Origin of the sequence: Pseudomonas lundensis, from assembly GCF_001042985.1 — a bacterium.
Classification (GTDB): Bacteria; Pseudomonadota; Gammaproteobacteria; order Pseudomonadales; family Pseudomonadaceae; genus Aquipseudomonas; species Aquipseudomonas lundensis.
On sequence record NZ_JYKY01000036.1, the window covers coordinates 1 to 25386 of the forward strand.

General features: G+C 58.4%; 26 protein-coding genes and 4 pseudogenes. 14 read left to right on the forward strand and 16 right to left on the reverse strand.

Features of this window, described 5'->3' with window-relative positions; translation table 11 throughout:
* The 3 genes from TU74_RS20765 to TU74_RS20775 all read right to left on the reverse strand — a co-directional run.
* Nucleotides 1-1297 (reverse strand): Clp protease N-terminal domain-containing protein (locus TU74_RS20765; RefSeq protein WP_048377546.1); only part of this gene is annotated, 1297 nt, incomplete at its 3' end.
* A gap of 105 nt (nt 1298-1402) precedes the next feature.
* Nucleotides 1403-1972 carry a small heat shock protein sHSP20 gene (hsp20, locus tag TU74_RS20770; RefSeq protein ID WP_034126243.1) on the reverse strand — a complete coding sequence of 190 codons (570 nt, stop codon included), beginning with the start codon at nt 1970-1972 and terminating at the stop codon, nt 1403-1405.
* 43 nt (nt 1973-2015) lie between these two features.
* Nucleotides 2016-2288, reverse strand: coding sequence for a helix-turn-helix domain-containing protein (locus TU74_RS20775; protein ID WP_034126242.1), 273 nt, complete (start codon nt 2286-2288; stop codon nt 2016-2018).
* A 305-nt stretch (nt 2289-2593) separates the two neighbouring features.
* On the opposite strand from TU74_RS20775, the gene TU74_RS24295 reads away from it, so the two are divergent.
* Both TU74_RS24295 and TU74_RS24300 read left to right on the forward strand, forming a co-directional pair.
* Nucleotides 2594-2857, forward strand: a complete 264-nt coding sequence (locus TU74_RS24295; protein WP_001446199.1) for a transposase — start codon at nt 2594-2596, stop codon at nt 2855-2857.
* A pseudogene (locus TU74_RS24300) lies at nt 2814-2966 on the forward strand (transposase domain-containing protein); the annotation flags it as partial. The gene TU74_RS24295 and the pseudogene TU74_RS24300, both read left to right, overlap by 44 nt.
* A 290-nt stretch (nt 2967-3256) precedes the next feature.
* On the opposite strand, the pseudogene TU74_RS23780 reads toward TU74_RS24300, so the two are convergent.
* Together TU74_RS23780 and TU74_RS23785 are read right to left on the reverse strand one after the other, a co-directional pair.
* Nucleotides 3257-3358: pseudogene (locus TU74_RS23780) on the reverse strand (ATP-binding protein); the annotation flags it as partial.
* 91 nt (nt 3359-3449) lie between these two features.
* The gene (locus TU74_RS23785; protein ID WP_244842282.1) at nt 3450-3779 is read right to left on the reverse strand and encodes a Tn7-like element transposition protein TnsE; all 330 of its coding nucleotides are present in this window, start codon (nt 3777-3779) and stop codon (nt 3450-3452) included.
* A 301-nt stretch (nt 3780-4080) separates the two neighbouring features.
* Between TU74_RS23785 and TU74_RS23790 the strand changes: the two genes are divergently transcribed.
* Nucleotides 4081-4320, forward strand: a complete 240-nt coding sequence (locus TU74_RS23790) for a hypothetical protein (RefSeq protein ID WP_081791613.1) — start codon at nt 4081-4083, stop codon at nt 4318-4320.
* 720 nt (nt 4321-5040) lie between these two features.
* Here TU74_RS23790 and TU74_RS20785 read toward each other — a convergent pair.
* From TU74_RS20785 to TU74_RS20800, 4 genes are all read right to left on the reverse strand, one after another.
* The gene (locus TU74_RS20785) at nt 5041-5835 is read right to left on the reverse strand and encodes a SprT-like domain-containing protein (protein WP_048377547.1); all 795 of its coding nucleotides are present in this window, start codon (nt 5833-5835) and stop codon (nt 5041-5043) included.
* Between the two features lie 133 nt (nt 5836-5968).
* Nucleotides 5969-6358 carry a hypothetical protein gene (locus TU74_RS20790; protein WP_048377548.1) on the reverse strand — a complete coding sequence of 130 codons (390 nt, stop codon included), beginning with the start codon at nt 6356-6358 and terminating at the stop codon, nt 5969-5971.
* Nucleotides 6359-6363: 5 nt separating this feature from the next.
* Nucleotides 6364-7086, reverse strand: coding sequence for a StbB family protein (gene stbB / locus TU74_RS20795; protein ID WP_048377549.1), 723 nt, complete (start codon nt 7084-7086; stop codon nt 6364-6366).
* Nucleotides 7083-7535 carry a hypothetical protein gene (locus TU74_RS20800; RefSeq protein ID WP_048377550.1) on the reverse strand — a complete coding sequence of 151 codons (453 nt, stop codon included), beginning with the start codon at nt 7533-7535 and terminating at the stop codon, nt 7083-7085. Before TU74_RS20800 ends, stbB begins: the two co-directional genes overlap by 4 nt.
* A gap of 428 nt (nt 7536-7963) precedes the next feature.
* Between TU74_RS20800 and TU74_RS20805 the strand changes: the two genes are divergently transcribed.
* The 4 genes and pseudogenes from TU74_RS20805 to TU74_RS20820 form a co-directional block, all read left to right on the forward strand.
* Nucleotides 7964-8350 (forward strand): hypothetical protein, encoded by a 387-nt coding sequence (locus tag TU74_RS20805; RefSeq protein ID WP_048377551.1) that lies wholly within the window; start codon nt 7964-7966, stop codon nt 8348-8350.
* A complete protein-coding gene (locus tag TU74_RS20810) occupies nt 8350-9903 on the forward strand; it encodes a type IV secretion system DNA-binding domain-containing protein (protein WP_048377552.1) in 1554 nt (517 codons plus the stop codon). Before TU74_RS20805 ends, TU74_RS20810 begins: the two co-directional genes overlap by 1 nt.
* A gap of 10 nt (nt 9904-9913) precedes the next feature.
* Complete coding sequence (gene mobF / locus TU74_RS20815; protein ID WP_048377553.1) at nt 9914-12880, forward strand: MobF family relaxase; 2967 nt, start codon at nt 9914-9916, stop codon at nt 12878-12880.
* 29 nt (nt 12881-12909) lie between these two features.
* Nucleotides 12910-13525, forward strand: a pseudogene (locus TU74_RS20820) (LysR substrate-binding domain-containing protein); the annotation flags it as partial.
* A gap of 6 nt (nt 13526-13531) precedes the next feature.
* Here TU74_RS20820 and TU74_RS20825 read toward each other — a convergent pair.
* Nucleotides 13532-14461: a LysR substrate-binding domain-containing protein gene (locus TU74_RS20825; RefSeq protein WP_048377554.1), complete on the reverse strand. Its 930-nt coding sequence runs from the start codon at nt 14459-14461 to the stop codon at nt 13532-13534.
* A 381-nt stretch (nt 14462-14842) separates the two neighbouring features.
* Here TU74_RS20825 and TU74_RS20830 point away from each other — a divergent pair, with 381 nt between their 5' ends.
* The 7 genes from TU74_RS20830 to TU74_RS20860 all read left to right on the forward strand — a co-directional run bounded on the left by TU74_RS20830 (nt 14843) and on the right by TU74_RS20860 (nt 21420).
* Nucleotides 14843-15613 (forward strand): ABC transporter substrate-binding protein, encoded by a 771-nt coding sequence (locus TU74_RS20830; RefSeq protein WP_009682421.1) that lies wholly within the window; start codon nt 14843-14845, stop codon nt 15611-15613.
* A gap of 116 nt (nt 15614-15729) precedes the next feature.
* Complete coding sequence (locus TU74_RS20835; protein WP_009682422.1) at nt 15730-16419, forward strand: ABC transporter permease; 690 nt, start codon at nt 15730-15732, stop codon at nt 16417-16419.
* Complete coding sequence (locus TU74_RS20840; protein WP_009682423.1) at nt 16416-17129, forward strand: ABC transporter permease; 714 nt, start codon at nt 16416-16418, stop codon at nt 17127-17129. Before TU74_RS20835 ends, TU74_RS20840 begins: the two co-directional genes overlap by 4 nt.
* Before the next feature lie 27 nt (nt 17130-17156).
* The gene (locus tag TU74_RS20845; RefSeq protein ID WP_009682424.1) at nt 17157-17924 is read left to right on the forward strand and encodes an ABC transporter ATP-binding protein; all 768 of its coding nucleotides are present in this window, start codon (nt 17157-17159) and stop codon (nt 17922-17924) included.
* Between the two features lie 23 nt (nt 17925-17947).
* Complete coding sequence (locus TU74_RS20850) at nt 17948-19060, forward strand: DUF2817 domain-containing protein (RefSeq protein ID WP_009682425.1); 1113 nt, start codon at nt 17948-17950, stop codon at nt 19058-19060.
* 186 nt (nt 19061-19246) lie between these two features.
* The gene (locus tag TU74_RS20855; protein ID WP_009682426.1) at nt 19247-20320 is read left to right on the forward strand and encodes an aromatic ring-hydroxylating dioxygenase subunit alpha; all 1074 of its coding nucleotides are present in this window, start codon (nt 19247-19249) and stop codon (nt 20318-20320) included.
* On the forward strand, nt 20317-21420 hold the full coding sequence (locus TU74_RS20860) for an FAD-binding oxidoreductase (protein ID WP_009682427.1): 1104 nt from the start codon (nt 20317-20319) through the stop codon (nt 21418-21420). Before TU74_RS20855 ends, TU74_RS20860 begins: the two co-directional genes overlap by 4 nt.
* Before the next feature lie 72 nt (nt 21421-21492).
* On the opposite strand, the pseudogene TU74_RS24815 reads toward TU74_RS20860, so the two are convergent.
* The 6 genes and pseudogenes from TU74_RS24815 to TU74_RS20880 form a co-directional block, all read right to left on the reverse strand.
* Nucleotides 21493-21687: pseudogene (locus TU74_RS24815) on the reverse strand (phospholipase D-like domain-containing protein); the annotation flags it as partial.
* Between the two features lie 27 nt (nt 21688-21714).
* Nucleotides 21715-21843 (reverse strand): hypothetical protein, encoded by a 129-nt coding sequence (locus tag TU74_RS24960; protein ID WP_254925078.1) that lies wholly within the window; start codon nt 21841-21843, stop codon nt 21715-21717.
* A complete protein-coding gene (locus tag TU74_RS20865; RefSeq protein WP_053070061.1) occupies nt 21833-22159 on the reverse strand; it encodes a TrbM/KikA/MpfK family conjugal transfer protein in 327 nt (108 codons plus the stop codon). The genes TU74_RS24960 and TU74_RS20865 overlap by 11 nt, the downstream gene beginning before the upstream one ends.
* A 29-nt stretch (nt 22160-22188) precedes the next feature.
* Nucleotides 22189-23103: a lytic transglycosylase domain-containing protein gene (locus tag TU74_RS20870; protein WP_048377555.1), complete on the reverse strand. Its 915-nt coding sequence runs from the start codon at nt 23101-23103 to the stop codon at nt 22189-22191.
* Nucleotides 23087-24115 (reverse strand): P-type DNA transfer ATPase VirB11, encoded by a 1029-nt coding sequence (gene virB11, locus TU74_RS20875; protein ID WP_048377556.1) that lies wholly within the window; start codon nt 24113-24115, stop codon nt 23087-23089. Before virB11 ends, TU74_RS20870 begins: the two co-directional genes overlap by 17 nt.
* A gap of 9 nt (nt 24116-24124) precedes the next feature.
* Nucleotides 24125-25384: a TrbI/VirB10 family protein gene (locus TU74_RS20880; protein WP_048377557.1), complete on the reverse strand. Its 1260-nt coding sequence runs from the start codon at nt 25382-25384 to the stop codon at nt 24125-24127.
* Nucleotides 25385-25386: the final 2 nt, after the last annotated feature.

Here is a 25386-nt window from a genome sequence, read left to right on the forward strand (position 1 = left end):
CGTCCTTCTCGATGTACTTCTGATACTCGTTGAGCGTGGTGGCGCCGATCAGGTTCAGCTCGCCGCGCGCCATCATCGGCTTGAACACGTTGGCCACGTCCAGCCCGCCTTCGCCGCCACCCTGGCCGGCACCGACGATGGTGTGCACTTCATCGATGAAGAGAATCATCTCGCCCTGGTGCTCGGTCACTTCCTTGAGCACCTTCTGCACGCGCTCCTCGAACTCGCCGCGATACTTGGCGCCGGCCACCATGGCGTTGATGTTGAGTTCCACCAGACGCTTGTCGCGCAGCGTCTCGGGCACTTCGCCGGCGACCATCCGCTGCGCCAGTCCTTCGACAATGGCGGTCTTGCCGACGCCGGGCTCACCGATCAACACCGGGTTGTTTTTCTTGCGCCGGGCCAGCACCTCGATGGTGGTCTCGATCTCCTGCGCACGGCCGATGACCGGATCGAGCTTGCCCTCGCGCGCCATCTTGGTGAGGTCGCGCGAATACTTGTCGAGTTCTGGCGTGTTGGTCGGCGTCTCGGCGCGGCCATCCTCGGCGCCTTTGCCGACCACCTTGCTGACCTGTTGGCGCAGCGCCTGCGGCGTCAGGCCGTAGCGGCGTAGCAGGTTGGCGGCCAGCCCTTCGCCTTCCTCGGTCAGACCGATCAGGAAATGCTCCGGACCGACATAGGAATGGCCGAGTTCATTGGAGGCCACGAAGGCGCGGCTGAGCGCATCCTTCACGCGCGGCGACACGCCGATCTCGCCCTCGAACGGCTTGTCCCCGCGCTTGGCCTCGGACTCGATCTGCCGCTTGAGGTCATCGACCTTGATTTTGAACTGACCCAGGATGGTCTTGACCACGTCGCTGTCGGCCAGCGCCAGCAGCAGATGTTCGGTATCCACCTCGGAGCGGCCAAATTCGGCAGCGTGTTTGGCGGCCTCTTGCAGCAGGGCTTCCGACTGTTCGCTGATGCGGCTGGCCAGCCCACTGCCGCGCCGGCGCGGTGCACCCGAACCTGCGGCGGCGGGTTCGCCAAACACGGCATCGACCACGTCATCGGTATCGGCGGCAAAGGGCGTCGCGTCGTCGCCGATGCGGAAGAAGTCACTGCCGAGGAAGTCCTCGAACAGGCCGCTGCGCGAGCCGAACAAGGCTTCCAGCGGCGAGACGGTGCGCTTTTGCTGGCGCACCAGTTGGCGGTAATGGTCGTCGCACAACAGCATGGTGCTGTGACGCCCGTTGAGATTGGCTTCCACCCGCACGGTGGCGGGTTGGCCGCAGACCTGGCATTGTTTTCTGGCCATGCTGATGCTCCTGAGAAGGTTGACAAGGTTGAGGCGACGAGGCATCGCGAGCCGCGACACCTCGTCTCGTACCGGGTTTTTCTTGTGACGAACGAGCCGGCGACGTCAGCTGTTGATCGGGATCGAACGTCCCTGCTTCGGCGCGCTGACCTCGCGCTTGTCGATCGTGACCGTGAGCACCCCGTTCTTGAACGATGCCTTGATCGAATCCTGATTGGCGTCGTCAGGCAGGTTCAAGGCGCGGTGAAAGCTGCCGTAGGTGCGCTCCACACGGTGGAAGCCACCTTCCTTCTTCTCCTGTTCCTGGCGCTTCTCGCCACGCACCACCAGCACGTCGTTGTCGAGGGTGATCTGGATGTCCTTTTCCTCGACACCGGGCACTTCCAGGGCAATCTTGTACTGCTTGTCGGTTTCCTGGATGTCCAGGGCCGGCTTCAGCATGCCCGACCAATCGGATGGCAGCCGCGGCATGGCCAGCGCCGGAAAACCGAAGCCCCGGAACGCGTCATCGAACAGCCGGTCGATCTCGCGATGCAGTTGCAGGATCGGGCTGACTGGCCCGCTCGCCGCTGGCAGGTCATTGCGCTGCACCGGCAGGGAAGAGGCGGTCTGCTGCTCTTGCTGCTCGTTCTTGAACCAGTTCCAGGGAGCCAACTTCTTGAAATCGATGTCCATGTCATACCTCCAGAAAAATTGAAAAACGAGTTACTCAAGCCCTTTACCTGCTGCGACGGGCAGTGCGCCCAGGCGACACGGGCGGCTCGGATGACTTCTGCTGTTCACGCTTGCGCATCACCTCCTTCTTTGCTCCGGCTCGGGTCTGATCATTGATCCACTGATCGATTTCACTTTGACGAAACCGCCACGTCCCGCCCACCTTGAAAGCCGGAATTTCCCCGTGCGCGGCGAGCCGATAAAGCGTCCGCTTGCCGACTTTCAAGTACGCAGCCAATTCATCGAGCGTGAAAATCACCTGTAGGTGCGCTTTCATCTCACCCTCTCCAATCGCGTCGCTTTGCGGTTCCGGCCAAGGAAATCCTTGCAAGACTTTGCAAGATATTGCGCTTACCAGGACAAACTTCAAGAGTCAATGTACAGCGATCTCCCGCCCCATTGATGCAGGTCAACTGCTCAGGCCAACGTGCGGAATTGCCCAGTCGTCGCTGCGGATCGCGTTCCAGAGTCGGGCCGAAACACTTCCGTTGCCCCAGACAGCGTAGTTCAACAGTATCCGTCCGGCCAACACACCTTCCCGACACCGCCGCCGAAGGCCATGGCCCATCAAGCGGATTTTCCATGCCCCCTCAGCGCCGTACCTACAGCAAATCTTTCAAGGCCCAGGTCATTCAGGAGTGTTCTGAACCCGGTGCCTCCATCGCAAACATCGCCTTGGGCTACAGCCTCAATGCCAACCTCGTCCACAAATGGATTCGGCTGCATACCCAGAAAACCACGGCTATCCAGCCAGCGTTCATCCCGTTGCCTTCTCAAATGCTCGGCGCGGGATCGCATGCTCAAGTGCGCTGTTGCGATCATGAGTTTGATCCAGTCGGCCCGTAATAATGGGCACGATCCGTATGCCTATCTCAAGGATGTGCTGACACGGTTGCCGACGCAGCGGGCGAGTGAGATTGCAGAGCTGCTGCCGCATAGGTGGCATCCGGCATAGTCGCGCAAGACGGTTTGCCCGCACGCTTACGTTCAACAGCTCAAGCACCGTCCGCCCTTCGCGGGATCGTTGCCGCCAGAGCCACACGCCGAACTTTTCCACCTTGTCGTCGCCGGCCTGCGGTCAGTCAGGCAAGCCCAGGTGCTCGTTTTCCTGCTTGATCGCGTGGTCTCGGATCGCGTGCACCCGGGAAACGGCATCCACGAACTGCCACCATCTCTTAGCTTGGCGGGGTCAAGCCAGCCGGGATGCCCGGACGGTTACGCTGGTCCGCGCCCAGTTGCAGCACCAAGGTCGGCCGCAGTGATGAAGCGGGTCTTGATGCCGCACTGCGCCGCCCGATAGCGCAGTGCGATGGCCAGATGCGTCTTGCCGACTCCCAAGGGGCCTATATCGCCTTGGCACGGCTCCGGGCAGTTTCGGGGAGGCTGCACGCAGTGCGCGACAAGATGTATCGCAGCCGAACTGCGGTGTATTCTGCAATCAGCCTAGGGCCGCGCGTATCCGCTGCTTCCAGTCGAACACCCGGGCATGGTTGGCCCCAGGTGAGCTTTCTTTCGGGTGATGCACAGAGTGCAAAGGCTCACAGTACTTCGCCATGGTGCCTGGCCAACGCAACGAGCCTTTCACTGTCTCCCTCAAGATCCTGTCTATGCATTTTCCTGCCTCAACACCTGCTTTGAAGCCCATGATCCGCGTTGACATGGTCTTCCGGTTGTCTGAGGTATCTATTTCTAGAAGGTAGCGTTGATCGCCGTTTTGCAGCTTGAACCTTGCCAGCAGATAGCAGCGTGATTTTTCGTGATCAATCAGGGGGGCATAGAGAAAACGGAAAAAATCGTACGATAAGCCCTGCTGACAGCCTGCAAGCCCTTAGGTTGTGTAGTCGGTGTCCGAATGGGGTATGCCTCAACCTGGCGTCAGACCGGACGACCGAAGTACGTCAAGATAGGGGCTATTTCGGCTTTTCCTGACGTTTCCCTACAAACCTCTATGACTTCAACCTGACAGGCCACGGCTTCAGGCTGCTTGGTTGTCATTGGGTTTATCAAAACTTGAAGAAGTGGCGGGCTGCCGCTATTAGTTAAGATTCACTCAACACAAGGACGCGACGATGATTCAGAGATTTGTTGTTGTTCCTGCGATCCCCATCGAAACAGGATCGATTCGTAATGGAACTCGCTTTCACTCCACTACAGTTCCTGGCGGGTTTGATATTTATGACAATCAAGATAAGCAGCGATTGCAGTTCACCTACCCGACACAGATAGAAGCAGATGCTGAATGCGAAAGACTGAACATGGAGCACTATCAAACCTCTATGACAACACCTACCGGCATCAGCTCACCATGATCTAGTCGTTCTCTGCTCAACGGTGTGGACTGAAAACAAAAGCCCCGGCATCTTGACGGGGCTTTTGTTGAGGGGATCTGATCCTTCAGCTCCCACGATTGTAGTCAAGAAATGAAAGGCAAACCGAGCAAGTGCAAACACTCTGACAGAGACATGCCCGAACTTTGCGGGTCACAGGGCCTATCGTACGATTTTTTCCGTTTTCTCTATGCACCCCTTCTCTGTACCCCCGATTGAACATAGGGTGCGTTACCCGCAACGCGAGCCGGTGTGACCCCGCCGCTGTGCGTGTTCGGCCTCGCCGAAACGGCTCTCGTAAACCAAGCCCCGGCCAAAAGCGCGCCGGGTCTTGGCCCTTCGGGCTTCGATCCTCACGCCTTCGCCCGTCCCGGGCTGCGCGCTCCGCTTGCACCAGGTCAACGTCCCCCACTCTTTATATCGATACAGGGAAAAAGCCGATAGCCCGGGCGATGCAACAGCCCGCGTCCTGGATCTGCGCACGACTCAGGAAATCACCCTGCAGTTATCCACCGCCCGGGCAAGAAACCTCCCGGCCCGTGGATAACTGCATCGCTCGCTCTGGCCTCTGACGGGCCCCGCTCGCTGGGCGATTTTTCATGCGCTGGCCATTGCATCGGAATGCCTTCGGCGACCAAAGGGGTGCCCCCCTTGGATCCGCAAGTTGGAATGGTTCGGGCTTCGCCCGCGATCTGCGCGGGCCTATTCGCCGCTCTCAGCCGCCACCTCTGGCGGGACTTCGACCAGCTCTTTCGAGTCCACAAACGGGACTGCGCACTCAATACATTGAATCCGACCGCTAAGCCCCGGTTTGCCCCATAGATTCAGGTGGCAACTCGGACAGGTGTACTTGCGCTTGTTCTTCGGGTCTTCCTTGCCAGGATCTGGCTGCAGCAAACCCGCCGAGGTCAGCGCCGATATATCTATCGTCGGATCTTCCGGCGTACCTGGCACCGGCTCGCCGCCAGGCCCGTAGAGCAGCACTGCCGACATAGGAACCCGTTTGGTTACCACGTCGATCCAGGACAACATGCGGCCCTGTTCGATCAGTTCCTTGCTGGAAAGATCGAACGGCCCGCCCTCGATGATGTAGTGCGTCATCTGCTGGCCATGACGTTTCCCGCCAGGCTCGCCGGTGTCGGACGGCATCAGCCCGATGGACTGCATTTTGTTCGCCCATTCCGCGTTGTGATACCCGGATCGGGAGCGCTTGCCGAAATGGGCCTGCCACTGGTGGACTTGCTCATGTGCCAGTGTGGATAGGGTCTGCTCTACGCGACGGTGCGCGAAATATGCAGGGTTCAGCGCAATCTCATCGCTCTTTCCTTCGCCGTTCCGGCGAAGAAAGCGCGACTCAGAGTAGTACCCGAACGTGTTGCTTTTGCGCTGCAACGTGAACAGACAGCCAGGGAGTTGGCCATCAAACAGCACCTCGTTGAAGTACGCATAGGCGCCTTCGATTTCTTCGTACAGTTCCTGACTGGCAGTTGCGGTCATGTGTCCTCCTTTTCTCGCACGCGAGAAATCCCCCCTGGCCTGATCGCCTACGGGGGGAGGGTTGTGGCAATACGGAAAGTTTATCCTGTATCGTACGATACAGGATAAACCCCAATAAAAGGGGGCGCCCCCCTTACATTGTTGCCAGTCGATACCCGATGAAAGCACCCACGGCACCGGCGACAATCGCTGATACCAACGCCGTAAGCGTGAACGCCAAGAACCAACGGCGCAGCCCTCCGGCTGCTAGGATCAGCGGCGCCGAACTGCGGTTCAGCTCGTTACCGATCCTGGCGGCGGCCTCACGGCCAGCCTGCAGCAACGCCACCTGCTGGGTTTCCATCATTGACTCGAAGTTCAACCGCGTCTGCAGCAACGCCTTGGCCGCGCCGTCCTTGATCGCCTGGTCCAGTTTCGCCCCCAGTTCGCCGTCCACTTCTTCGAGACGGCGCACCAGGGCGTCAATGTCTTCCATCATCTGAACCGCCAACGCTTCGCGGGCGGTTGTCGGATCCTTGCCCATCGCCGTTACTTCCCTTTCCCGAACAGCGCCGCGTACACGTCATCGAGGTTCTTCCAGGCCGACTTAGCCAGGCGCTGAACCGATATCATCCGTATGGCGTGCTCCTTGTCTTCTTCGGTCTTCGCGTCTTTCAACTGCTCACGGTACGGCGTGGTGTCTTTCACGACCTCGGAAATGTTTTTCTTGAACGCACGCAGCCGCTCGAACACCTCGTTGGAATAGATCACCGCGTCAGGGTTGAGGGTGAATTTCTTCTCCAGCTTGTGAAAGCCGAACACCGCCGAGAAGGTTTGCGGCAGGTCGTCTGCATCGTCAATCTGCACCTTGTTGAACACGACCAGGATTCGCTTGGCTGGTACGCCAAGCGCCGATAGCGTCTTGATCGTGTTGATCGTGTCGGCCTGCTGCTTCTTCTCGCTGACCGTGGGCACCAGGAAGTAATCGAACTCTTCCTGCGAGCCAGCGAACTGCCCCATGTACTTGAAGAAGTCTTCGACGTTCGAGGCTCCCACGTCGACCACAGCTTTGCTCTCGACCATCAGCCATTCTTGCAGCTCGCCGAACTGACGCCCCTTCATACGCTCGATCTCGGCGGCAGTGTCAGAAGCCCCCGCGTTGATTGTCTCGATGGCGAAGCGCGGCGCGTCCATCCGGGGCGACAACAACTGATCAGATACAGTCGTCTTGCCGGTGTTGCCGCTGAAATTCACTACGGCGATTTTACTCATGTGCGTCTCCTTCTGCTTGGGCTCGCACTCTCGTAGCGAGCCAGTTCTGAGGCGTTCACATCATCCCCAGGGTTCATGATCTTGCTCAATTCGTTCGGCGCCATTATTGGCGCCGGTAGATCCTGACTTTCCGTCTTTGTATCGTACGATACAATTTCCAGCTTTTCGGCGGTTGCCTCTGGCACTACCGCAGCTGACTGCGAATTTGGCACATTTGCCGGTGCTTCGACCGTTCCGGCCTTGACCGACTTGCGATACCGATACAGGTAACTTTTCAGCGTCTCCATGCTGATCTCGATCCCCTGCTCCTTGAGCACATTCAGGATCGCTTGGCGTCTAACTCCCGCCTTCAATTGTTGCTCGATAATCGGCATCACCTGGCGTATTTGTGCCGCCTTGGTTTCCGGTTCAACTGCCTGCAATGCAGTCGCTAGGTCTAGCTTTGCCATATTGCACCCTATATGCACCTTATTGCTCTCTTTGTGCATCCTACTTACCCCCTACACATAGTCAAGCTAAACCCTTCCTGCATCCATTGTGCAGCCTTACAGCACCCACCTTGCACCCTACCTGTACCCTCTTCTACGGTCTTCGACCTAAATGATGGATACGCCCTTAACAAGAGCATAATTTTTGATCCTTAACAGGATCAAAATCTTAATACACATCACGCACCTCCCTAGCGGGAGGTCAGCCCAGCATATACAGTGCTTCCAGTGGGTTTTGCCTGAATGCACATGTGATACAGATGTATTACAAATATACAATATGGACCATATTTTAATAGTGTTCTGTGTATTACATTTGTTATACATGAACTCGAAGACCTGGACCCCTCCATTTCAAGGGGGGATTTTGACCGCCATGAGGGGGCAATGTGGGGAAGACCGTACCGATACGTTTGAACGATGAGCAGCTGGCCAGGGTCGAGGAATCGGCTGCTTTGGCAGGCTACAAACACCTGTCCACCTACATGCGTGATCGTCTGCTTGAGCCGTCCAAAGTGGACAGCCACCAGGGCGGAATCGACCAGTGGGCAGACCAACAACGAATCATGAGTTTGCTCGAATCACTCGACCAGGCGCAGGCCACTAACCGAACCATTCTGGCCATCGTGGTCTACCTGCTACGACAGAACAGCACGCAAGGAAAGCTCAGCGAGCTGCGTGCCGAACTGTCCGCATTGGGGAGCAACGAGGAAGCATTAGCCGCTCTGTTGCCCGAGTTGGCTAAGGACATTGAACGTCTATCAGGAGAGGACTAGTGCACAAACAAGAAGTCGATAGCGCAATATTGACGGCGGGGATTGCTCTGCCAATCGCCGGTTGGGTCGGCGGCGCCTACCTGGCGCAGATGCCGTTTACACCATTCCCCGGCGCCTTCCGCGAGACATTGCACCAGACACTGCAGAACCCAATCATGGCCGGATGCACGGTGGCCACCTCCGTGGTGGCCGGTGCCCTGGTCTACTACCTCAATGAGTATTGCGACGATGGGTTCCGTGGCGAACGGTTCATTGAGCATTTGCGCGGTTCTCGCATGCGAAATTGGCACTACGTGGACAGCAAAGTCCGTAGACGTAACGCCCAAACCAACCGTGAACGCCGCAAAAGTGGGCTGGAAAACATCGAACCGATCATGGTCGGCAAAGTGCCGATGCCACTGCACCTTGAAGATCGAAACACCATGATTTGCGCGTCCATCGGTGCCGGTAAGTCCGTCACCATGGAAAGCATGATGGTCTCGGCGTTGAAGCGTAACGACAAGATGGCCGTTGTCGATCCCAACGGCACCTTTTACTCAAAGTTCAGTTTCAAAGGCGATGTGATTCTCAACCCCTTCGATGCTCGGTCAGCAGGTTGGACGGTGTTCAACGAGATCAAGGGTGTTCACGACTTCGACCGTATGGCGAAATCCATCATCCCGCCGCAGGTGGATCCAGGTGATGAACAGTGGTGCGCGTATGCCCGTGACGTACTGGCCGACACCATGCGTAAGCTCAAGGAAACCAACAACCCGAACCAGGACACGCTGGTAAACCTGCTGGTTCGGGAGGATGGGGACACCATTCGGGCGTTCTTGGCCAACACCGACTCCGAGGGCTATTTCCGCGACAACGCTGAAAAGGCGATTGCCAGTATTCAGTTCATGATGAACAAGTACATTCGCCCGCTGCGCTTCATGACCAAGGGTAGTTTCTCGATCCATAAGTGGGTGACAGACCCGAATGCGGGCAATCTGTTTATCACCTGGCGGGAGGACATGCGCTCGACCATGCAGCCATTGGTGGCCATGTGGATTGATACGATCTGCGCGACCATCCTCAGCTATGAGCCCATGACCGGGAAACGTCTCTGGATGTTCCTGGACGAGCTGCAGTCGCTGGGCAAACTCGAATCGTTCGTGCCAGCAGCCACCAAAGGCCGGAAACACGGCCTTCGTATGGTTGCCAGTCTGCAGGACTGGTCGCAGTTGATCACCAGCTATGGCCAACACGATGCAGAAACGGTGCTGTCTTGCTTCCGTAATTACGTGATTCTTGCCGCATCCAACGCACAAACCTCGGACAAGGCCAGCGAGATCCTTGGCCAGCAGGAAGTCAGGCGTATGCGTGTCTCTTTCAGCAACGGCCGCAGCAACCGCTCGCCAGAGATCAAGAAAGAGCCCGTGGTCATGGACTCCGAAATCTCAAATTTGAAAGACCTTGAGGCTTATCTGAAATTCGGTGAGGACTTCCCTATCACCAAAATCAAGCTGCCCTATGTGAATCACAAAGAGAGAGCGCAGGGAATAGTCGTTGCCGGTCAGGCTGCGTAACGGAGGTTGCATGCTCAACGTCACGCCGATTCGAGGAAACAACCAGTACGCTGCAGCACGTTATTTCTCTGCTGCAGACGACTACTACGCCAAGGAAACACCCGGCGAGTGGCAAGGCGAAGGTGCCGAACGGCTCGGCCTGGTCGGCCCCGTCGATCAGCTGCAACTGGCCAAACTGCTTGATGGCAAGTTGCCGAACGGCGAGCGGATCCACACCACGTTCAATGCCGAAACCAACAAGCGGCGCATGGGCTTGGACATGACATTCTCGGCGCCGAAATCGGTGTCGATGCAAGCACTCGTCGCCGGCGACAAAAATGTCACCCTGGCTCACGACCGGGCGGTGGCCAAGGCCATGCACCACGTCGAAAAGCTCGCCCAGGCACGGCGCAAGGTACAGGGCAAGTTCCTGCGCGAACGCACGGGGAACATGGTCATTGGCAAGTTTCGCCACGAAATGAGTCGCGGCAAGGATCCCCAACTGCACACCCATGCGGTGATCATGAACATGACGCAGCGCGCCGATGGTAAATGGCGTGCCTTGTTCAACGACGATATTTTCAAGGTTCAGCATGAAGTTGACGCCATGTACAAGGGCCAACTGGCCTTGGAGCTGCGCGAGCTGGGCTACGAGATCCGCGTACTCGATGGCAAAGGCAACTTCGAGCTGAATCACATTTCACGGGAACAGATCGAAGCATTCTCCAGCCGCAGCAAAGTCATTGAAGAAGCGTTGGCCAAGGACGGGAAAACCCGGGCCGACGCGACCACTCTGGAAAAACAAGTTATCTCAATGGCCACCAGGCCGCACAAAGACGAGCGCGACCACGATCTGGTGAAACAGTATTGGGTGACGAAAAGCCGCGAGTTAGGGATCGACTACGGCCCACAAAGCCGATTGGATGGCCGCGAGTATGGTGAATCAGGCCCAGCGTCAGGCGCTGGCCGCGTTCCATCTGATCCCAATCTACCCGCAGGGCTGACACCGGCCCAAGCCGTTGTGCAATACGCAATCAATCACCTGACCGAGCGTGAACAGGTTGTTACCCAGTTGGACCTGTTGACCGTGGCGCTCCAGCGTTCGGTAGGGTTGGCCGGGCCTGACCAGGTACGGGCCGAAATAGCCCGGCTGGTACAACAAGGTACGCTCATAGAGTCAGCACCGGCCTACTCAATGGCACAGCCCACGGAAAACGCGCCCGTGTTGTCGCCTGCAGGTTGGCAAGCTCACCTGCAGGAGTTGAAAGGCTGGACGGACAAGCAGGCAAAACAGTACGTGGCCACCGCCATCGAGCGCGGTTCATTGGTGCCAACCGAGAAGCGCTACACCACACAGAAAGGCTTGAAGCGCGAGAAAGCCATCCTTGCCATTGAGCGCACTGGCCGGGGCCAGGTGACGCCGCTCATGTCCCAGGAGCAGGTCGCTAAAGCACTTGAAGGATCAACCCTCACCGCTGGCCAACGGCAAGCCGTCGAGACCATCGTCAGCACGGAGAATCGGTTTGTCGGCATTCAGGGTGATGCTGGTACGGGCAAAACCTACTCCGTTGAGCGGGCCGTGCAACTGCTCACATCCGTCAACGAGGCAATGAGTTACGGCAAGACAGAGGATCAACTCGGCTATCGAATCCTCGCATTGGCGCCGTATGGGAACCAAGTTGCCGCACTCAAAAACGAGGGGATGGACGCTCATACCCTGGCCAGCTTTTTCAACACCAAAGACAAGACCCTGGACGAAAGGACTATCATTGTTCTCGACGAGGCCGGTGTCGTCGGCGCTCGCCAGATGGAACAGCTCATGCGGCTGGTGGAAAAGTCCGGGGCCCGCCTTGTTCAGCTGGGCGATACCAAACAGACCGAGGCCATCGAGGCGGGAAAACCATTCGCCCAGCTCCAGCAGAACGGCATGCAAACCGCCCGGATCAAGGAGATCCAGCGGCAGAAAGACCCCGAGTTGAAATTAGCCGTCGAGCACGCCGCCGATGGCAATACTCCCAAGTCGCTGCAGCACATCAAGCACATTGAGGAACTGCGCAACCCTATCGATCGACATCAAGCGATCGTCAACGACTACATGCAACTGACTGACCAGGAGCGTAGAGAGGTATTGATCGTTGCCGGTACAAACAAAGACCGCAAAGAGATCAACACTTTGGCGCGCAAGGCATTGGGCCTTGAGGGCCGGGGGGCGAAGTTCGACACGTTGAACCGCGTTGATATGACTCAGGCAGAGCGGCGCTACGCACCGACCTACCAGCAAGGAATGGTCATTCAGCCGGAGAAAGACTACAAAAAAGCGGGCTTGGTTCGTGGCGAGAACTACACCGTCAAACAGGCGTTACCGGGAAACATCCTTGTCGTGACCGGTGCCGATGGCCAGAGCCGTCAGATCAACTCGCGACAGGTTACAAAGCTCAGCGTCTACAAGGCAGAGCGCCCGGAGCTGTCCATTGGCGACCTGGTACGCATCACCCGCAACACGCCATCACTCGACCTCACCAACGGCGACCGGATGCGAGTTATCAGCACAGCCAACGGCATGATCGAGCTGGCTTCGACCAGAGAGCGCGACGGAAAGCCGGAGCGCGTGGTGAAGCTGCCATCGAACAAACCGCTGCACCTGGAACACGCTTATTCCGCGACTGTTCACAGTGCGCAGGGCCTAACCAATGATCGCGTGATGATCTCCGTGAACACCAAGAGCCGTACCACTTCGCTAAATCTGTTCTACGTGGCCATCAGTCGGGCGCGGTTGGAAGCGAGGATCTACACCGATGCTATCGCCGGTTTGCCGGGTTCTATTGCCAAGCGCTACGACAAAACCACGGCACTGGCGCTGCAAAAAGAGCGGGACGCCCAGCGCCTGCAGAAAGCGCACGCCCCGAAAACGGTTGTGGATGGGCCAAAAACCGAGCGAGCTTTGGAACGCGAAAAACGCATGCGGCCCAACAGCCCAAGCGGCGGCATACCAAATTAGTGAACTTTGCCTTATCTCGGCATGCCCCCTATTACCGTGCCATCCGCTCGGCTTTCGCGGTATTGCACAGCGCCACCGAGCATGTGCGCGAGAAGTCCGTCATGCGCCAGGTGACCATCAGCTTGATTCCGCTGTTTGGCATCAACCTGTTCATTCCGAGGCTGGTCGAGTTCCTGGCGCAAAACCCGGAACTGGACATCAACGTCACCTACGCAAACCACCGCAGCTATTCCAGCGAACCAGCCACTGGCCGGGCAATCACAGCGAGCCGCTGATCTCGGGTGCCGTCTCGCCCTATTGCAGCCGCGAATTCCTTCAGCGCCACGCCCCCATCGACTCGCCCCAGGCCTTGAGCCAACTGCCGTTGCTGCACGACGAAGAACGCGGCACCTGGGCCGAATGGTTTCAAGTCGCCGAGGTCAAGCACGCCAGTGCGCTCAATGGCTTGCTGCTCGAAGACGGGCAACTGGCGCTGACCGGCCTGGGTTGCTCGCTGCTGCGCGAGCCGTTGGTGGCGCCGATGTCGCCAGCGGCGAACTGGTAAAGCTGTTCGACCTGCACGTGGATGACGGCCGCCAGTACTACCTGTGCCGGCGCTCCAACAGCGAACTGTCCGACGAAAACCTGAGCTCAAGCGCAGCCTAGTGACGGCTACGCCAGCAACCGCTGATTGATCACCATTTGCTCACGCCCGCGCGCCACAATCCAAGGGTGGAAGTCGCGGCAGTGGGCCTTGTCGAACGCGCCCTTGGCACCCACCAAAAAATACGCCGACGGCAAGGGCAAGGCCCGGGCAAACGGCCTGATCAAACGCCCATCTGACAACGCATCAGCCACCATTGAGTATTGCGCCAGTACCACACCCTGCCCCGCCAATGCGGCCTGGATTGCCATGGCAGACAAGGAATACACGCGGTAGCCATCGCGAATGCTTTCGCAGTCCACCTGTTGGGCCTTGAACCAGTCACGCCACGAAGGCGGCGAGGCAAACTTCGGTAGCCAGTCGATGGACAGCAGCGGATATGCCAGCAGGTCTGCCGGTTTGTTGAGCAGCACATCAGGCCGCAACAACCAAGGGCTGCACACCGGCACCACGCAATCGCGAAACAGTTCGATGGCGTTTTCCGTGGCCACGTAGTCGCCGTAGGTGAAGCGAAAATCGATGTCGTAGCCCTCTGGCGAAGGTTCGGCGTGACTGCCATCGAGAAACAAATTGAGTTCCGGGTGCTCGTCCTGCCAGGCATAGATGTGCGGTGCCAACCAATCCGACAGCAATGACGGCAAAGCGCTGATGCGCAGGTTGCTGGCGTTTTTCGACCGCTCGACCTCGACCTGGGCGATGCGCAGGCTCTCGAATGCCGCTGCGCAGCTATCGTGATAACGCTGGCCGGCGGCGGTCAGGCGAATACGCTTGCCGACCTTCAAGGTCAGGCTCAAGCCCAGGGTGTCTTCCAGCAGTTTCATTTGTTGGCTGACGGCACCGGCCGAGATACCCAGACGCTTGGCGGCCTCGACAATGCCGCCGAAACGTCCCACGGCTTCAAAAACCTGCAGCGCGCGCAGGGAAGGCAAGCTGTTCATCATCATCTCCATAGCAATCGACGGTTTTATACTTTAGCTGAGCTATAGCAAGCCACAGTTTTCGACATTTTTTGTATATGAAAAGCCTCGTATTCTGGCTTTGGCGGGTATTTACCTGTCCCGGTCAGGAGACGCCCCATGTTGTTACGCAAGACCCGATACGGTGCAGCCTCTGATGTAACCATGCGTACCAAAAAACCATAGTGGCCCGGCGACTCAGCCACCCCGGGCTTATCAGCACCGCGAAAAACAGCACCTTGCAGGCATTTTCCGTGAATTGGCCTGCATTTTGCATTAAATGTATATACAGGTACTATCATATAAAGATTTTTCTGTAATACATCGTTAGCGTTCGATCCGTCAGACAAAGGAAAAACAACAATGAAAAAATTTGTACTCGCCACCGTCTTTGCATTGGCTTCCACCGGCGTCCTGGCCAAGGATTTAAGCGTCATTCGCTTTGGCGTCGATCCGACCTTCGCTCCGTTCGAATCGAAAAACCCCGACGGTCAACTGGTGGGCTTTGACATCGACCTGGGCAACGCCATTTGCGCCGAGCTGAAGGTCAAGTGCGTGTGGGTGGAAAACGCATTCGACAGCATCATCCCGGCGCTGCGGGCGAAAAAGTTCGATGCCGTGTTGTCGGCAATGACCATCAACGACCAGCGCAAAAAAAACGTGGACTTCTCCGACCGTCTCTATAACTCCCCCAACCGTTTGATCGCGAAAAAGGACAGCGGTCTGCTGCCTACGCCAGAATCCCTGAAAGGCAAGCGCGTCGGCGTAGCCCAAGGCACTACCCAAGAGACGTACGTCAAAAAAATCTGGGCGCCTAAAGGGGTGATCATGGTCACCTACCCCAATCAGGACTTGCTGTATCCGGACCTGGTCAGCGGCCGTATCGACGCCAGCCTGACCGATGCCGCCGTGGCCGAACTGGGTTTTTTGCAAACGCCTAAGAACACCGGTTTCGCCTTCGCCGGCGACGCTGTGTACAACCAGGAACTGCTGGGCGAAGGCATTGCCATCGGCCTGCGCAAGAACGAGCCGCAGCTGATGGAAGCCATCAACCGGGCACTGGCCGAAATGCACAAGAACGGCACCTACGACACCATCCAGAAGAAGTACTTCACCTTCGACATCTACAACTAAAAGCCCTGCGCTTGACCGGTGCCGGAACGCTCGCGGCTTGGTGATCCGGCGCCTTGCCCATCCATTTCGCGCAAGGGCCGGCCCCCGGGCCGCCCTTGCCAACGGAGAGACAGAACATGCTTTTACAGGGCTATGGTTCGCTCATTCTCGAAGGTACGTTGGCGACCATCCAGCTGGCACTGATGTCCATGGTACTGGCCGTCACGCTGGGCCTGATCGGCGCATCAGCCAAACTATCGAAACAACCGCTGCTGCGTCACCTGGCCGCCGGCTACACCACGCTGATTCGCAGCGTGCCGGACCTGGTGATCATGTTGTTGCTGTTCTTCAGCCTGCAGATCTGGCTGAACAACCTGACTGAATGGCTGGACACCGAACAGATTGACATCAACCCCTTCGCGGCCGGGGTGCTGACCCTGGGTTTCATCTACGGTGCCTATTTCACCGAGACCTTCCGCGGCGCTTTTCAGTCCGTGCCAGCCGGCCAGTTGGAAGCTGCCGTGGCCTACGGCATGAATCGTCGGCAGGTGTTTGTGCGGGTGCTGTTTCCACAAATGATGCGCTTCGCCCTACCGGGAATCGGCAACAACTGGCAGGTGTTGATCAAGGCCACGGCGCTGGTGTCGATCATTGGTTTGATCGATATCGTCAAAGTCACCCAGGACGCGGGCAAGAACTCCATGGACCTGTTTTTCTTCAGCGTGGTCGGCGGCCTGATCTACCTGGCCCTGACCACCGTTTCCAACGGCGTGCTGATGTGGCTTGAACGCCGCTACTCGGTGGGCGTCAGAGGTGCGCAGCTATGATCGATATCGTCCAGGAGTACTGGAAAGCCTACCTTTGGTTTGACGGCTACCAACTCTCAGGCGTGGCCATGACCCTCTGGCTGCTAGTCGCTTCCATCGCCATCGGCGGCACCCTGGCCGTGCCGCTGGCCGTGGCACGAGTCTCGTCCAATCCGCTGCTGCGCATGCCCGTATGGTTCTACACCTACGTGTTTCGCGGCACGCCGTTGTATATCCAACTGCTAATCCTCTACACCGGGATCTACAGCTTGCAAGTGGTGCGCGACCAACCGACCCTCGATGCGTTTTTTCGCGAGGGCATGAACTGCACCCTGCTGGCCTTTGCCCTCAACACGTGCGCCTACACCACGGAGATTTTCGCCGGCGCCATCCGCGCCACGCCCTATGGCGAGATCGAAGCAGGCCGCGCCTATGGCATGTCCACCTTCACCCTGTACCGGCGAATCATCCTGCCCTCGGCATTGCGCCGTTCGCTGCCGTACTACAGCAACGAAGTGATCCTGATGCTGCACTCCACCACTCTCGCCTTCACCGCCACCGTGCCCGATCTATTGAAGGTCGCTCGCGACGTCAACTCTGCGACCTACTCCTCGTTCGAAGCCTTCGGCCTGGCGGCGGTGCTGTACGCGCTGATGGTGTTTACCCTGGTCTGGCTGTTTCGTCGCTGCGAAGTGCGCTGGCTGGCCTTCTTGCAACCGCAGGCGCATTGAGTGACCGTCCTTTTGGAGACATCGAACATGTATAAGCTAAGCGTAGATGAGCTGCACAAGAAATACGGCGACCACGAAGTACTCAAGGGCGTATCGCTCAAGGCCAAAGCTGGCGACGTAATCAGCATCATTGGCTCCAGCGGCTCGGGCAAAAGCACCTTCCTGCGTTGCATCAACTTCCTGGAACAGCCGTGCGCCGGAACCATCACGGTAAACAACGAGCAAATCCGCACCAAACAGGATCTCAACGGCGCGCTGCGGGTGGCCGACCCGCGTCAGCTGCAAAAAGTGCGCACCAAACTGGCGATGGTGTTCCAGCACTTCAACCTGTGGCAGCACATGACCGTGCTGGAGAACATCATCGAAGCACCGGTGCATGTGCTGGGCGTCAAGCGCAAGGACGCAGAGGCACGCGCGCGGCAGTACCTGCATAAAGTCGGTCTGGACCCGAGCGTTGAGAAAAAATACCCGTCCCACCTGTCCGGCGGCCAGCAGCAAAGGGTCGCCATTGCCCGTGCCTTGGCCATGGAACCGGAAGTGATGTTGTTCGACGAACCCACTTCCGCGCTGGATCCGGAACTGGTGGGCGAGGTGCTGAAAGTGATGCAGGCCCTGGCCGAGGAAGGTCGCACCATGGTCGTGGTCACCCACGAGATGGGGTTTGCGCGCAACGTCTCCAACCATGTGATGTTCCTGCACCAAGGCCGGGTTGAAGAGCAAGGTCCGCCGGGTGAAGTGCTGGTCAGTCCGCAAAGCGAGCGCTTGACCCAGTTCCTCTCCGGCCGCCTGAAGTAACCCCATTTCGACAGGAGACAACCATGAGTAACGGTTTTCCATCACACCGCAGCTTTACCCAGCAGCGTGAACAATTCCTCGCCGCCGCCGAGGCCGTCGGCGCCCGTCTTAGCCATTACCCGCACCCATTGCGCGGCCCGTTCGCCGAGGCCCTGGGCACAGATGTGGCCCTGCTCGGCAACCCCCAGGCCAAACGGGTGTTGGTGGCCTTGAGCGGCACCCACGGCGTGGAAGGTTATTACGGCTCGGATTGCCAGCGCCAATGGCTGCAAACCTTCAGGGAGCGCAGCCTGCCCGACGACGTCGCGGTACTGATGATCCACTTGATCAACCCGTGGGGCACGGCCTGGATGCGTCGGGTCAACGAGGACAACATCGACCTCAACCGCAACTACCTGGACTTCACTAAGACACCACCCGACAACGCGGCTTATGAAACTCTGCACCCGATCTACACCTGTACCCAACTGCGTGGCCCCGAACGTGAGCGCGCCGATGCCCAGCTCAATGAACGGATCAGCCGCGAGGGCTGGTCGGCGGTGATGTCGATTGTCGAGGCCGGTCAGTATCGCCATCCCGATGGCCTGTTCTACGGCGGTAACAGCTCAAGTTGGTCGAACCAGACCCTGCACCGGATCCTCGGCGAACACCTGGCACACGCCGAGGTCGCGATGTGCTTCGACCTGCACACCGGCGCGGGCGATTATGGCCATCCGATGTTGATGACCATTGCCCAGGCCTCGTACCCGGCACTGCCCCAGGCCCAGGTGTTGTTCGGGCCCTGGCTGTTCACCCTGATGACCAGCGCCAACAGCCAGAGTGACACCGGCGTTGCTGCCACTGCCACCGGTTACACCTCCCAGGCCATCATCAACGCCTTGCCTCATGTGCAACTGATGCCGTTCGTGATCGAGTGCGGCACCTACCCTGGTCAACAAATCCATGCGGTGCTGCGCGACGATCAGTGGCTGCACCTACACGGCGACCCAACCGGCCCCGAAGCACGGCAGATCAAGTTGCAACTGCTTGAACAATTCTTCCCCGCGGACAGCGACTGGCAAGAGTTGGTGTGGGTGCGAACGCGGCAGATCTGGGAACGGGCGTTGTCCGCGATAGGCACGCGCGGCGGTCTGTAAAACGCACAGCACCCAGTGTGGGAGCGAGCAAGCTAGCTCCCACAGGAGATGTTCGTGGGGACGCGATAAACACTTAAGAGAACCTAAACTAAATATCAGTTTTATCCATCTATTCTTACTCAACTGGCCTCTCGTATTCTGGATCCGTCGTTAGCCACGATCCGAAGAATAATAAGGAGAGACCCCATGTTTATGCGCAACGCCTGGTATGTCGCCGCCAGTGAAACCGAACTCGGTGAGCAACTGTTTGCGGTCAAGCTGCTGAATGAGGCGGTAGTGCTTTACCGCAAAGGCGATGGCACCCCGGTCGCCCTAGAAGATGCCTGCCCGCATCGCAAACTGCCGTTGTCCTTAGGGCGGCGCCAAGGTGACGACATCGAATGCGGTTACCACGGCCTAACCTTCGACTGCTCGGGCAGTTGCGTGCGCGCCCCCGGCAGTAAGCACGTTCCCCAAGGCGCCAAGGTGCGCAGTTATCCGCTGGCCGTGCGCTACGGCCTGATCTGGATCTGGATGGGCGATGCCGAGCTGGCCGACGCCAGCAAGATTTGCCACGTGCCCGAATGGGGCGATCCGGCCTGGGGCCTGAATCGTGGCGACAGCATGGTCATCCCCTGCAACTACCTGTACATGACCGACAACCTGCTCGACCCCTCCCACGTGGCCTGGGTTCACCAGTCCTCCTTTGGCAGCGCCGCATGCGCCCAGGAGCCGCTGCAAACTACGGTGACAGACGTCGGCGTGATCGTGTCGCGGTGGATGCGCGACATCGAAGTGGCGCCGTTCTACGCCAAGTTCGTCAAGTTCAGCGGCAACTGTGACCGCAAGCAGCATTACGAAGTGCACTACCCGGCCCAGGCCATCATCAAGGCCATCTTCACCCCGGCCGGCACCGGATCGGATGCCGGGCCGGTGCACGAACAGGTGTTCTTGATGAACTCCTACAACTTCATGACCCCCATCGATGAGTCCACCACCCGCTACTACTGGTTCCAGGTGCGCAACTTCGACCAGGACAACGAGGAAGTCTCGCGCCAGTTCGATGAGGACGTACGTCACGCTTTCGCCGAAGACCGCGTGGTGCTCGCCGCCGTCCATCAAGGCATGGCCAACAAGTGCAGCCCCAATATCGACCTGGCCTCCGACTCGGGACCCCTGCGTTTCCGGCGTAACCTGGCCAAATTGATTGCCCAGGAACAACCTGCGGACTTGATCCCGCTGGTACAAGGCCAGACCGCAAACAGCGGGGGTTTGAGATGAGCAGCCAACCCCAAGGTTTCAAGGCTTGGCGGGTGATCGAGAAAACGCCGGAAAGCGCGGTCATTACCTCCTTCGTCCTCGCGCCGCAGGACGGTCCTGCACCCATGGACTTTCGTCCGGGGCAGTTCCTCACGGTGCGGCTGGTGTTGGGCGACGGCACTCGAGTGCTGCGTAACTACAGCGTCAGTGCCCTCACGGACAACCCGCTCCAGGTACGAATTTCGGTCAAGCGTGAACCCGCCCCGTTCGATCGCCAAGACCTGCCGGCCGGACAAGGTTCCAACCACCTGCACGACGGCGTGCGGGTTGGCGACGTACTCGACATCGCAGGCCCATCCGGCACCTTTGTGCTGGACGAGCAAAGTCCAAGGCCGGTGGTGCTGTTCAGCGGCGGCGTCGGTTTGACGCCCATGCTGAGCATGCTGCATCGCCTGAGCGGCCAGTCGATGCGCCCGGTGCACTTTCTGCACGCCTGCGAAAACGGCGCGGTGCATGGGTTTCGCGATGAAGTGCTGGCCCTGGCCGACCGGCGCCCGGGCATTGAAGTGCACTTCTGTTATCGCAATCCGAGCGAGGCGGATCGTGACCGCTTTCACAGCCAGGGCCTGATCAGTCGCCAAACCCTGCAAAGCCTGCTGCCGTTGGACGACTATGATATCTACCTGTGCGGCCCCAGACTTTTCATGCAGGCCAACTGGCGGCTGTTGCGCAGCCTTGGGGTGGCCCGCGAACGAATTCATTACGAGTTTTTTGGCCCGGCGACGGTGCTTGAGGAAGACGACGTCAGTCCAGCGCCGCCACCTGAGCCGACGCTGAGCGAACCTGTGGCAAAGGACGGTGCCGTAAGTGTCTGCTTCATGCCGTCCGGCACCCGCGTAGCCTGGGATGAAAACTGCCATTCATTGCTCGAATTGGCCGAACAGGCGGGCCTGACTCCGGCGTTCAATTGCCGGGCGGGCTTGTGCAATACCTGCCAGGTGAGCTTGCGCGAAGGTACGGTCGAGTACTTCGACGACCCGCTGGACGCTCCGCAAAACGGTGACATCCTGTTGTGCTGCACGCGGCCCACCAGTGCGATCACGGTGCAACTGCGCCAATAGTAAGCGCCGTAGGCGAAGTCGGCCGCGTGTCTGATGCTGGGCGCGAAAAATCAGATCCAATATTTGGGTACCCGTCTTGGCTATAAGCGTCAGGGCATGGCGCCCAGCAGTTGAGCGCGCTTCTTCGAGGTTGCTGCGGTGATCGGCGACCACCGCCACGTCAACACCGCGTTGCTTGGCGGCAACCAGCGCTCGGGTAACGTCTGGACTGGTGAAGACGTACGCAGCAACGCGGATAGAGCTGGTGGCCGCGTAAATGGTGCGCAAGACTAGTTTCTGTGCAGAGCCCTCGGGCTAGAAACCGACCTCGATGCGACGGCTTGCGTCGCCCTCGTTGTCAGCAGCCAGGGCCAGCACTTGCAGGCTGCCCCCCGCGACCAGTGCCATCGTCAACGCCAGTGGCTTGAAAACTCTAGAAACCATGTTCTACAGGCCCCCAAATATCGTTGGCCTTTTTAGTCAAACCCTCATCGTCCTTGCAGGACTCAACAGTCTCCCCCCGTGCGGCTTTCGTGCGCGAAGGACTGAAATGTCCGTGCTTGTAACGCTTGATACTGAAATATTTCTGGATGTACTTGTCGCAGTCACCATCGCGGGTCATGCCAAGTAGACAAAGAACAGCACCGCAAGCGTCGGGGTTACTGTCATGGCCATAGGGCGGCTGGACCGGTTCATCAGCAACGGCTGGACCTGACAGCAATAACGCTCCCAGCAAAAAAACGGATGGAAGTTTTTGCATAAATCCCCCTTTTCTCGCGTGCGAGAAATTCAATTGATGATCTGTACGAAAGATGGCTCGACTTGCGCTTGCCCTTGGCCGGATGCCAGCGCAGCGGCTGGTTTGGGATCAGCGAAGCGTTGGAACTGTTCAACCGGCGCAGCATCGCCAGTGTCCAGCGCAACTTGAATCCTTGACTGCTCAGGGCTCGCCGGTTGCATCGCAGCCTGTTGAGCGGGTTGCGGTGCCTGGCCGTTTTCGTCGGTCACAATCACCCATGGGTCACTATGTTTTGACGAAGCTGTACGAGCGCGCACAGGCGTTTTTCGTGCCCCTGGTGATGCAACCGCTACGGGTATCGCCTCATCGCCTGCAGTGGCCTCCACAGCAGGCACAATCGGATCAGCACTCGAAGGATTCAGGGCACCGACCACAACTTTCTGCACGTAGGACAGATCACCCTCTTTGTCCGGGCGATAACCACGTACAGGGTTCCCGCTGTAGTACATCGAGAGCGAGTCGCGCAGGGCTTCTTGTGGGTTCGGATTCGCGGTCAGGGCTTTGGTGTAGTTCTTGACCATCAGCTCGCTAATCGCCTGCAGGTTGCGGCACGGCTCAAACGCTTGGGCGTAGCTCAGGCCGAGAGCCCGCATGTTCGTCACCAGGAGCTGGCCAATACCGACCGAGAAACGGAAGCCTTCGCGCTCCAACCGTTCGGCGGTGGCCACCGCTTCACGCAACGACTTGGGCTGACGCTCCAATCGGCCATCGACAACCCCAATAGCGTAAGGGTTGTAGGTCGATTCATTGCCGATCAATGACTTTAGGGTCTGCGGATGCACGGTAGGCGCGCACTTAACGGCCAGCTCAGAGAACGGCACCGGGGCTTGTTCATCGGCCCAGGCCTGGCCGAGAGTGCAGGCCAGTGCCAACAGCGTTACCGCGAACTTAGGCAGCTTTTGCATATTGAACCTCCGAGATGTAGCGACGGCCATCAAAGCCGTACTCCCACTGAATGACGACATCGATCAGTTGCCGCGAGTATTCGATCAGTTGCGACTTGTTCATTTCGGCGCCGCCACGCGCAGCCATAGACGCCAGGCGGTCGAACATCATTTCCGGCGAGTCCGAGTGAATCGAGGAAAGTGAACCGCTGTGACCGGTGTTCAACAGCTCCAAAAACGGGAAGGCTTCGCCGCCGCGGATCTCGCCCATGATTGCCCGGTCGGGGGTCAGTCGAAGAATCGACTCAAGCAGGTCAAACGGTGTGACCTTGGCGCGACCTTGACCGCCACGTGAATAGATCAGGTGAACCACGTTCTTGTTGGGTGTGCGGATCTCGCGGGTGTCTTCAATGGTGACGAGACGTTCATGCGGATCAATGTGCTCCAGCATCCCGTTGAGCCAGGTGGTTTTACCCGCGTTGGTCCCGGCTGAAATCATGATGTTCTTGCGGGCTTTCATGATCCCGATGAAGAACTCTTTCCAGCGCTTAGCGCGATACAGCGCTATCAGGTGATCGTCGGAATAATCGCTGTGCAACCGAGGCTCGTTGATATGCTCGAAAGCCCCGGTGTCCTGGTATTCGTCCAGGGTGATTTGCTTGATACCGGGCTTACGGATACAGACGATGCCGCCAATGTGCTGTTCGACCGCAGGCGCCAAGACAACCTGCACGCGGTAATCGCCGCGCTGGTTGTCTGGCACACCCTCGGCGAGATTGATCGGAATACGGCCCGACAGAATCGGCGTATACGAGTCAACCTGTTGCCCGGTATGAGCGGCAATCACCTCACCGAGCGAGGTAATTAATCCAGTTGTTACCCCCTCGATCTGCACCGGCTTCATGAACCGACTGCCGTGATAACCGGCCCAGACGTTGCCAGGGCCGTTGATCGCAATTTCGGTCACTTCTGGATCGTCCAGCAGCGTGACCAGGTTTTTCAGTTTGGCGCGGAACGATGCAATCTCAGACATACCGCTTCCTCACTGGATGAAGGTGACGCCGCCACTCTTGGCGTGCTCGATCTCGGCCTCGAATTGCGAGGTGAAATCCAAATCGCGCTGCAGGTAGATCACCACACGCGAGCCATGGGGCACGGTCAAAGTTGGTTGGATACTGGCGTAGCGACCCAGGATCGTTTGGGCCGACTCAGACGCGGCTTCCTGTACTTCCGTGCGATAGCGTGACGCCGAGTTTTCCTGATCGCCGGACGACACTCCGGTATTCGAGGCACCGGCGCCGATGATCGAAACCGCTGCAGCAACACCGAAGATTTGCCCCCAATGGTTATCGACTACGCCACCTTGACCAGCGGTGCCCAACTGGTCAGAGCCCGCGCTATTGATCGCGATCTCCATTGCTGGGCGTCCAGGCAGGTTCGGCGTACGTAACCAATTCCAGATGGTGAACAACCGTTCTTGACCAGGGCGAAGACTGGCGTTGTAGCTGCCGCAAACCGTCGAGCCCCACGGAATCAGAACCCGACGACCGACAGCCGCGTAAACGTCCTGCTGAATGTCTACGCAGATCTGCCCCGGCAACTGACTTTGGGCGCGGGGCTGCAACACAGCCTCGATAACAGCGCCCTGCAGAACCTTGTACTCCAGGTTTTCCATCTTGCGTACCTTGGATACCGTAACCCCATCGGTGAACGTCGAGGATGCGTAAGCGCTATTGGCATTTGACGGGACAGGAGCGTTTCTATCGCTCCCCACGCCCAAGGATCCAGACCCACCCTTCTGACCCTCAGCTTCATCCGTGAAGCCCTCGTCTTTCGCAGTGGCGATGATGGCCGAGCGTTGACGTGCGGCCTGCATCTTCTGTTCTTCAAGCTCACGCTGCAGCTCAATGGCCTGGCGACGCTTCTCGGCTTCGCTCATACCAGTTTGATTTTGACGGTCTACCACAGTGCGCGGCGTGTCAGCGGGTGCAGTGCTGCCGTCATTGCTGACAGGAGCGACCTGCGCCGCTTGACGCTTGAGGGTTGGATCCTGCACACGGCGCGGCTGTGCGGCGGTGATCGCGTCATTACCAACGCTGTTCCCGGCTACAGGTTCATCACTGTGTTTTAACCAGTAGACAAACCCACAAAGCGCAACCGCCGTGAGCGCCACAGCGACACCGGCAGCCTTGTTTGAGCCGGGCTTCGCTTTGAGCATCGAGTTCGACTGTGATTCGTTCCACTCACGAAGTTCGTCCTCGCGAGTTTTCTCCGGAACGGGTTTGTTGTCGTCATTGTTCATGC